This window comes from Streptomyces botrytidirepellens, assembly GCF_003721215.1.
In the GTDB taxonomy this organism is placed as follows: domain Bacteria; phylum Actinomycetota; class Actinomycetes; order Streptomycetales; family Streptomycetaceae; genus Streptomyces; species Streptomyces himastatinicus.
On record NZ_RIBZ01000738.1, the window covers coordinates 1 to 8,822 of the forward strand.

Genomic DNA, 8,822 nt, shown 5'->3' on the forward strand with positions numbered 1-8,822 from the left:
CGGGGAGCGGTCCGCGGCGCCCGCACGGCCGCAGGGCGGCCGCGGCAAGGCCCCGGCCGCGACCCCCGGGGAAGAGGGCAAGGCGGACAAGGGCAGGACGGGCAGGGCCAGGGCGGACAAGGCGAGGGCTGACGAGGCCGCGGCGGCCAGGGCCGCAGCCGGAAAGGGCCGCCCGAGCCCGCCGAGGGCCCCCCGCCGCCCGGTGATCCGCGCGCCCCGCCGTCCCTCCAGGGGCAGCGTGCTGGACGCGCTGCGGGGCGCACAGCAGCGCGCCAAGAAGGCCTGGGACCGGCCGCTCACCGCGTACTACCTGATCCTCGGCGGCGCCGCGCTGATCACCGTGCTGGGCCTGGTGATGGTCTACTCCGCCTCCCAGATCAAGGCCCTCCAGTCGGGCCTCGCGCCCTCGTACTTCTTCCGCAAACAGCTCTTCGCGGCGGCGCTCGGCGCCGCGCTGATGCTCCTGGCCGTGCGCATGCCGATCAAGCTGCACCGCGCCTTCGCCTATCCGCTGCTGGCCGCCTCGGTCTTCCTGATGTGCCTGGTCCAGGTGCCGGGGATAGGGATTTCGGTCAACGGCAACCAGAACTGGATCTCCTTCGGCGGCCCGTTCATGCTCCAGCCGAGCGAGTTCGGCAAGCTCGCGCTCGTCCTGTGGGGCGCCGACCTGCTGGCCCGCAAGCAGGACAAGCGGCTGCTCACGCAGTGGAAGCACCTGCTGGTGCCGCTCGTCCCGGCGGCGGCCCTGCTGCTCGGGATGATCATGCTGGGCGGCGACATGGGCACCGCGATCATCCTCACGGCGATCCTTTTCGGCCTGCTTTGGCTGGCGGGCGCCCCCACCCGGCTCTTCGCGGGGGTGCTCGCCTTCGCCGGGGTGATCGGCATCCTGCTGATCAAGACCAGTGCCAACCGGATGTCCCGGCTCGCCTGCATCGGCGCCACCGAGCCCGGAGCCAACGATCAGTGCTGGCAGGCGGTGCATGGGATCTATGCTCTGGCCAACGGCGGATGGTTCGGTTCCGGACTCGGCGCATCCATGGAAAAATGGGGTGAACTCCCCGAACCGCACACCGACTTCATCTTCGCCATTACCGGGGAGGAACTCGGCCTGGCGGGGACGCTGTCGGTGCTCGTCCTCTTCGCGGCTCTAGGCTATGCGGGTATCCGCGTGGCCGGACGCACGGAGGACCCCTTCGTGAGGTACGCCGCGGGAGGCGTGACCACCTGGATCACGGCCCAGGCCGTGATCAACATCGGTGCGGTGCTCGGTCTGCTGCCGATCGCCGGGGTTCCGCTCCCGCTGTTCTCCTACGGAGGGTCCGCCCTGCTGCCGACCATGTTCGCCGTAGGTCTGCTGATCGCCTTCGCACGGGCCGAGCCCGCTGCACGGGCGGCGCTGGCCATGCGGCAGCCTGCTTTGCGGAAGAAGCTGGCTCGGGTGAGACGGAAGACGATGAGACGGCGCGTCAAGGAACGGCCGTCCGGAGAGCGGTGAATTTCGGTGCATGTCGTACTCGCCGGTGGGGGGACCGCCGGCCACATCGAGCCCGCGCTCGCCCTCGCGGACGCCCTGCGAAGGCAGGATCCGACCGTGGGGATCACGGCGCTCGGCACGGAGCGCGGGCTGGAGACCCGGCTCGTGCCAGAGCGCGGCTATGAACTCGGGCTGATCCCCGCCGTTCCGCTGCCACGCAAACCCACCCCCGAGCTGATCACCGTCCCCGGGCGGCTGCGCGGCACCATCAAGGCCGCCGAGCAGATCCTGGAGCGCACCAAGGCCGACTGCGTGGTCGGCTTCGGCGGCTATGTGGCCCTGCCCGGCTATCTGGCCGCCAAGCGGCTGGGCGTGCCGATCATCGTCCACGAGGCCAACGCCCGGCCCGGCCTCGCCAACAAGATCGGCTCCCGCTACGCCACGTCCGTCGGGGTCTCCACCCCGGACAGCAAGCTCCGCGGCGCCCGCTACGTGGGCATCCCGCTGCGCCGCTCCATCGCCACCCTGGACCGGGCCGCGGTCCGCCCCGAGGCGCGGGCGGCCTTCGGCCTCGACCCCAACCTGCCGACGCTGCTGGTCTCCGGCGGTTCGCAGGGCGCGCGCCGGCTGAACGAGGTGGTCCAGCGGGTCGCGCCGTTCCTCCAGCGGGCCGGAATCCAGGTCCTGCACGCGGTCGGCCCGAAAAACGAACTGCCGCATGTGGACAACATGCCCGGAATGCCGCCCTATATCCCGGTACCGTACGTGGACCGGATGGACCTCGCGTACGCCGCGGCCGACATGATGCTCTGCCGCGCGGGCGCGATGACCGTCGCCGAGCTGTCCGCCGTCGGGCTGCCGGCCGCCTACGTCCCGCTGCCCATCGGCAACGGCGAGCAGCGGCTCAACGCCCAGCCGTTGGTCAAGGCGGGCGGCGGACTGCTCGTCGACGACGCCGAACTGACGCCCGAATGGGTGCAGAGCAATGTGCTCCCGGTGCTCGGCGACCCGCACCGGCTGTACGAGATGTCGCGGCGCGCCGCCGAGTTCGGCCGCCGGGACGCCGACGAGCTGCTGGTCGGCATGGTGTACGAGGCAATCGCGGCACGCCGCCAGGCGTGAGAAGGCAGGGAGCGTGGCCGGACCGACGACCGCCGAGAGCGGCGCCCGCAGGACGTCGCCGTCCGGCCCGCCCCCGCGCGTCTTCGCGGCGCGGCGCAGGTTCCGCCTGCCCCGCCGCCGCACCCTGGTGATCGCCGCCGTGGTCGCGGCCCTGCTGGGCGGCGGGACCGGCTGGCTGCTGTACGGGTCGAGCTGGCTGCGGGCCGAGCGGGTGACGGTCACCGGCGAGGACGTGCTCACCCAGGACGAGGTCCGCGAGGCCGCGGACGTTCCGCTGGACACCCCCCTGGTCGCCGTGGACACCGGCGCGATCGGGCAGCGGCTGCGCGACCGGCTGCCGCGGATAGCGAAAGTGGACGTATCCCGGTCATGGCCGCACACCATCAGTCTTGATGTGACGGAACGCAAGGCCGAAGTGATTGTCGAAGAGGGCGGGAAGTTCCGCGAAGTGGACGCCCATGGCGTGCGGTTCTCCCGTCTGGCCAAGCGGCCGAAGGACGTTCCGCTGCTCGAAATGGAGCCGGACCGGTCGCCGAGTTCACGCCATTTCGGCCCGGCGCGGCTGCGCCGCGAGGCCGTCCGGGTGGTCGCCGGCCTCCCCGCGAAGGTCCGTACGGACATGCGCTCGGTCCGGGTCCGCTCGTACGACTCGATCACTCTGGAGCTGACCCGGAGCCGTACCGTTGCGTGGGGGAGCGATGAGCGCGGAGCCGCGAAGGCGAAGGCGCTCACGGCGCTCATGAAAGCGCGGCCCGACGCCGGTCACTTCGACGTCAGCGCGCCGAGCGCGCCCGCGGTGTCCCGCAGTTGACGGGGATACCAGCAGGCCAGCACCCTGGTTGGCTAGCCCACTGGGTGATCACATAGGGTGAAAAGAAAAGCGGGAGGTTCGGCGTGTTCATTGAACGCGCGCCACTTGTCGACTTAGTGTCCTGTTCCGAAGACTCCGGGAAACAGAGGCACTGGTAACCCTAAACTTCAGCGTTAGGGTTGGGGTCGGCAATCGGAACCGTCCCATTCGGCATCAGTCGGCGCACCGCGACAACAGCGGGGTGGCGACACGTAACTCGAGGCGAGAGGCCTTCGACGTGGCAGCACCGCAGAACTACCTCGCAGTCATCAAGGTCGTCGGCATCGGCGGCGGTGGCGTGAATGCCATCAACCGGATGATCGAGGTCGGGCTCAAGGGCGTCGAGTTCATCGCGATCAACACCGATGCGCAGGCCCTCCTGATGAGTGACGCGGACGTCAAGCTCGACGTCGGCCGCGAGCTCACGCGTGGACTGGGCGCCGGCGCCAACCCCGATGTCGGCCGCAAGGCCGCCGAGGACCACCGCGAGGAGATCGAGGAGGTCCTCAAGGGGGCCGACATGGTCTTCGTGACCGCGGGCGAGGGCGGCGGCACCGGCACCGGCGGCGCGCCCGTCGTCGCCAACATCGCCCGGTCGCTCGGCGCACTGACGATCGGTGTGGTCACCCGTCCGTTCACCTTCGAGGGCCGCCGCCGCGCCAATCAGGCCGAGGACGGCATCGCGGGTCTGCGCGACGAGGTCGACACCCTCATCGTCATTCCGAACGACCGGCTCCTGTCGATTTCCGACCGTCAGGTGAGCGTGCTCGACGCGTTCAAGTCGGCGGACCAGGTGCTGCTGTCGGGTGTTCAGGGCATCACCGACCTCATCACCACCCCCGGCCTGATCAACCTCGACTTCGCGGACGTCAAGTCCGTGATGTCCGAGGCGGGCTCGGCGCTCATGGGCATCGGCTCGGCGCGCGGCGACGACCGCGCGGTGGCCGCCGCCGAGATGGCGATCTCCTCGCCGCTGCTGGAGGCGTCGATCGACGGCGCCCGGGGCGTGCTGCTCTCCATCTCGGGCGGCTCCGACCTCGGTCTGTTCGAGATCAACGAGGCCGCCCAGCTGGTGAGCGAGGCCGCCCACCCCGAGGCCAACATCATCTTCGGTGCGGTGATCGACGACGCGCTCGGCGACGAGGTCCGGGTCACCGTCATCGCGGCGGGCTTCGACGGCGGCCAGCCGCCCGCGAAGAACCAGAACCGCGACAAGGTGCTGGGCTCGTACAACGGCGGCCGCGAGGAGAACGCCGGCAGCCAGGCTCCCCGTCCGCCCGCCCAGGACGCCGGCCGCCCGTCCTTCGGCGGCCTCGGCAGCGTCACTCCGCGTGAGGAGGAGCCCGCCCCGGAGCCCGCTCCGGTCGCCGAGGTTCCGCCGCCGCCCCCGGTGTCCACTCCGCAGGTCCCGCCGGCCCGTCCCTACCAGGACAGCCAGGCCGAGGAGCTGGACGTGCCGGACTTCCTGAAGTGAGCCCGCTGCCATGGCTCCACGGCGACCCTGAAGCGATCCCGCAGTGATAGCGCAACAGCACGACGCGAGCGGCGCGCACTTCGCCTTCACCGACCGGTGGGGCGGGGTGAGCGCCGCTCCGTATGACGAGCTCAACCTCGGCGGGGCGGTCGGCGACGACCCCCAGGCCGTACGGACCAACCGCGAACTGGCGGCCAAGGCGCTCGGCCTGGACCCGTCGTCCGTCGTCTGGATGAACCAGGTGCACGGCCGGGACGTCGCCGTGGTCGAGGGCCCCTGGACCACCGGTGAGATCCCGTGCGTGGACGCGGTGGTGACGTCGCGTCGCGGGATCGCCCTCGCCGTCCTCACCGCCGACTGCACCCCGGTGCTGCTGGCCGACCCGGTCGCCGGCGTCGCCGGTGCCGCGCACGCGGGACGGCCCGGGCTGGTCGCCGGGGTGGTCCCGGCGGTGGTCGAGGCGATGACCACTCAGGGTGCCTCCCCGGCCCGGATCGTGGCCCGAACCGGACCCTCCGTTTGCGGCCGGTGCTACGAGGTCCCCGCGGCGATGCGCACCGAGGTCGCCGAAACGGTGCCCGAGTCCTGGGCCGAGACCAGCTGGGGCACCCCGGCGGTGGACGTGGCGGCCGGAGTGCGGGCCCAACTCGCCCGCGCCGGTGTGGAGATGGATGGAGAATCTCACATCTGCACGCTGGAATCGGCGGACCACTTCTCGTACCGGCGCGACCGCACGACGGGGCGGCTCGCGAGCTATGTCTGGTTGGACGGCTGAGCTGTGACGGATCGCAAGACGGAACTGGCCGCGAACCTGGCACAGGTGGAGGAACGTATCTCTGCCGCCTGCGCCGCCGCCGGTCGCAAGCGCGAAGAGGTGACCCTGATCGTGGTCACCAAGACGTATCCGGCGAGCGACGTCCGTTTGCTCGCGGAACTCGGCGTCCGGCACGTTGCGGAGAACCGCGATCAGGAGGCCGCTCCCAAAGCTGCGGAATGCGCTGATCTGCCACTGATCTGGCATTTTGTCGGGCAATTGCAGACCAATAAGGTGCGTTCCGTATGTAGTTATGCCGATGTGGTGCAATCGGTTGATCGCAAGCGATTGGTCGACGCGCTCTCGGGCGCGGCCGTGGGGGCCGCGCGCGAGCTGGGTGTCTTGATTCAAGTGGCGCTCGACGTGGACTCCGGGGAGCGGGGGCAGCGCGGCGGCGTCGGTCCGGACGGAGTGGGCGCGCTGGCCGAGGCCGTGGAGGCGGCCGACGGTCTGCGGCTGGACGGCCTCATGACGGTGGCACCGCTGGCCGGTCCCTACGCGGACCAGCCCCGGGCGGCCTTCGACCGGCTGATGGAAATCTCATCCGGCCTGCGCGTGGCTCATCCGGCTGCGAACATGGTCTCGGCGGGAATGAGCTCAGATCTGGAAGAAGCGGTTGCGGCGGGGGCGACACATGTGCGCGTCGGCACTGCGGTACTCGGAGTCCGCCCCAGGCTCCGGTAACGTCGCGAAGAAGTCGGACCACAGCAGAAAATATGGTCATTCCCGTCAAAAGACGGGCAGGCCACGTGGATCCAAGGCATCCGGTGGCGGAGCCGATCCACCACAGAGCGGAGGACGCAGAGAATGGCCGGCGCGATGCGCAAGATGGCGGTCTACCTCGGCCTCGTGGAGGACGATGGGTACGACGGCCGGGGGTTCGACCCCGACGACGAATTCGAGCCCGAGCCGGAGCCCGAGCGGGAGCGTCGGCGTCATTCGGCAGTGGAGACCGAACCGCGGCCGGAGAGGGGCGAATCTGTGCGAGTCGTCCACCCCCCCGCACAGCGCGAACCGGCTCCGCTTGTGACGGAAAGCAGACAACCCGCGCGAATTGCCCCCGTGGCGTCTATCACACCTGAACGTCAGAACTTGGAGAAGAACGCACCGGTGATCATGCCCAAGGTTGTGTCCGAGCGGGAGCCGTACCGCATCACCACACTGCACCCCCGGACCTACAACGAGGCCCGTACTATCGGGGAACACTTCCGTGAGGGCACCCCGGTGATCATGAATCTGACGGAGATGGACGACACGGATGCGAAGCGACTTGTCGACTTTGCCGCCGGACTCGTCTTCGGTCTCCATGGGAGCATTGAGCGAGTGACGCAGAAGGTGTTCCTGTTGTCTCCTGCTAACGTCGATGTCACGGCGGAGGACAAGGCCCGTATCGCAGAGGGCGGGTTCTTCAACCAGAGCTGAGACGCAACACGGCAACACCGAGTCATCCGAGGCCGCAAGGCCGCGTACGAAACAGGGGAGAGGGACGCGCGAGATGAGCATCGCACTACAGGTGATCTACATCGCGCTGTACTGCTTCCTGATCGTGCTGATCTTCCGGCTGGTGATGGACTATGTCTTCCAGTTCGCACGCTCGTGGCAACCCGGTAGGGCGATGGTGGTCATCCTCGAGGCCACCTACACTGTGACCGATCCGCCACTCAAGCTGCTGCGGCGGGTCATCCCGCCGTTGCGTCTCGGGGGTGTGGCGCTCGACCTGTCCTTCTTCGTGCTGATGATCATCGTCTGGATCCTGATCACCGTCGTGAGCAATTTTGCGAGCAGGGTGTGAACGATACGGTCTTGCCGATTGCCGACGACTACGTTGAGGTGAAGTAGAGATGCCGTTGACCCCCGAGGACGTGCGGAACAAGCAGTTCACGACCGTCCGCCTCCGAGAAGGCTATGACGAGGACGAGGTCGATGCCTTCCTCGACGAGGTCGAAGCCGAACTGACCCGGCTGCTGCGGGAGAACGAGGACCTGCGCGCCAAGCTGGCCGCAGCCACGCGGGCCGCCGCACAGAGTCAGCAGCAGCAAGGCATGCGCAAACCTCCGGAACAGCAGGAGCGACCCGGCGCCCCTGTTCCCGCCGCCATATCCGGACCGCCGCAGCAGCAGCAGGGTCAGCCCGGCCCGCCGCAGCAGCAGCAACAGCAGCAGCAGATGGGCGGCCCGCCCCAGCTTCCGGGCGGCGCCCCGCAGCTGCCGGCCGGTCCGATGGGCCAGAACGGGCCCGGCCCGATGGGTCAGGGCGGTCCTGGTGGCCCCGGTGGTCCTGGCGGTCCCGGTCCGATGGGCCAGAACGGCCCGATGGGTCCCGGCGGGCCCATGGGTGGCCCGATGGGCGGCCCCGGTGGTCCCGGCGGCCCGCAGCTGCCGCAGCCGGGTCAGGGCCCGGGCGGCGACAGCGCCGCGCGCGTGCTCTCGCTCGCGCAGCAGACCGCCGACCAGGCGATCGCGGAGGCCCGTTCCGAGGCCAACAAGATCGTCGGCGAGGCCCGCAGCCGCGCCGAGGGCCTGGAGCGTGACGCTCGCGCCAAGGCGGACGCGCTGGAGCGGGACGCGCAGGAGAAGCACCGTGTCGCGATGGGCTCCCTGGAGTCCGCTCGCGCCACGCTCGAGCGCAAGGTCGAGGACCTGCGCGGCTTCGAACGCGAGTACCGCACGCGGCTGAAGTCGTACCTGGAGAGCCAGCTGCGCCAGCTGGAGAACCAGTCCGACGACTCGCTGGCCCCGCCGCGGACCCCCGCGACCGCCTCGCTGCCGCCGTCCCCCTCGATGAGCGGGTCCATGGCTTCCTCGGGTGCCGGCTCGATGGGTGGCCACACGATGGGCGGCAACCAGTCGATGGGCGGCGGCCACAACCAGAACGGCGGCGCGTCGTCGTACGGTGGCCAGCAGCAGATGTCCCCCGCGATGACCCAGCCGATGGCACCGGTGCGGCCGCAGAGTCCGCAGCCGATGCAGCAGGCGCCCAGCCCGATGCGGGGCTTCCTCATCGACGAGGACGACAACTGACGCTGCGCGCGTCGGCGCGTCGTCTCGGCAATCACGAGGGCCGGGCCCGGGAGCTTCAAGCTCCC

9 protein-coding genes are annotated in these 8,822 nt (G+C 70.0%); all 9 read left to right on the plus strand.

All coding sequences use genetic code 11. The annotated features are described in order from the left end of the window. The first annotated feature begins 202 nt into the window (after positions 1-202). Positions 203-1,498, plus strand: a complete 1,296-nt coding sequence (gene ftsW, locus EEJ42_RS37580) for a putative lipid II flippase FtsW (protein WP_425473019.1) — start codon at positions 203-205, stop codon at positions 1,496-1,498. A 6-nt stretch (positions 1,499-1,504) separates the two neighbouring features. Beyond that, positions 1,505-2,599 (plus strand): undecaprenyldiphospho-muramoylpentapeptide beta-N-acetylglucosaminyltransferase, encoded by a 1,095-nt coding sequence (murG, locus tag EEJ42_RS37585; RefSeq protein ID WP_123106667.1) that lies wholly within the window; start codon positions 1,505-1,507, stop codon positions 2,597-2,599. A 13-nt stretch (positions 2,600-2,612) separates the two neighbouring features. Continuing rightward, positions 2,613-3,410: a cell division protein FtsQ/DivIB gene (locus tag EEJ42_RS37590; protein ID WP_123106668.1), complete on the plus strand. Its 798-nt coding sequence runs from the start codon at positions 2,613-2,615 to the stop codon at positions 3,408-3,410. Between the two features lie 277 nt (positions 3,411-3,687). Continuing rightward, positions 3,688-4,923: a cell division protein FtsZ gene (ftsZ, locus tag EEJ42_RS37595; protein ID WP_123106669.1), complete on the plus strand. Its 1,236-nt coding sequence runs from the start codon at positions 3,688-3,690 to the stop codon at positions 4,921-4,923. 43 nt (positions 4,924-4,966) lie between these two features. After that, positions 4,967-5,698 carry a peptidoglycan editing factor PgeF gene (gene pgeF, locus EEJ42_RS37600; RefSeq protein ID WP_123106670.1) on the plus strand — a complete coding sequence of 244 codons (732 nt, stop codon included), beginning with the start codon at positions 4,967-4,969 and terminating at the stop codon, positions 5,696-5,698. Positions 5,699-5,701: 3 nt separating this feature from the next. After that, positions 5,702-6,421 carry a YggS family pyridoxal phosphate-dependent enzyme gene (locus EEJ42_RS37605; protein WP_123106671.1) on the plus strand — a complete coding sequence of 240 codons (720 nt, stop codon included), beginning with the start codon at positions 5,702-5,704 and terminating at the stop codon, positions 6,419-6,421. 123 nt (positions 6,422-6,544) lie between these two features. Beyond that, complete coding sequence (locus tag EEJ42_RS37610) at positions 6,545-7,159, plus strand: cell division protein SepF (RefSeq protein WP_123106672.1); 615 nt, start codon at positions 6,545-6,547, stop codon at positions 7,157-7,159. A 73-nt stretch (positions 7,160-7,232) separates the two neighbouring features. Further along, on the plus strand, positions 7,233-7,529 hold the full coding sequence (locus EEJ42_RS37615; RefSeq protein WP_009718667.1) for a YggT family protein: 297 nt from the start codon (positions 7,233-7,235) through the stop codon (positions 7,527-7,529). A gap of 49 nt (positions 7,530-7,578) precedes the next feature. Next, a complete protein-coding gene (locus tag EEJ42_RS37620) occupies positions 7,579-8,757 on the plus strand; it encodes a DivIVA domain-containing protein (RefSeq protein WP_123106673.1) in 1,179 nt (392 codons plus the stop codon). The last annotated feature ends 65 nt before the right edge of the window (positions 8,758-8,822 follow it).

Bases quoted from the DNA above. Each gene is read 5' to 3' on its own strand.
- EEJ42_RS37610 (WP_123106672.1), top strand. From the start codon at position 6,545: ATGGCCGGCGCGATGCGCAAGATGGCGGTCTACCTCGGCCTCGTGGAG.
- EEJ42_RS37615 (WP_009718667.1), top strand. From the start codon at position 7,233: ATGAGCATCGCACTACAGGTGATCTACATCGCGCTGTACTGCTTCCTG.
- EEJ42_RS37620 (WP_123106673.1), top strand. From the start codon at position 7,579: ATGCCGTTGACCCCCGAGGACGTGCGGAACAAGCAGTTCACGACCGTC.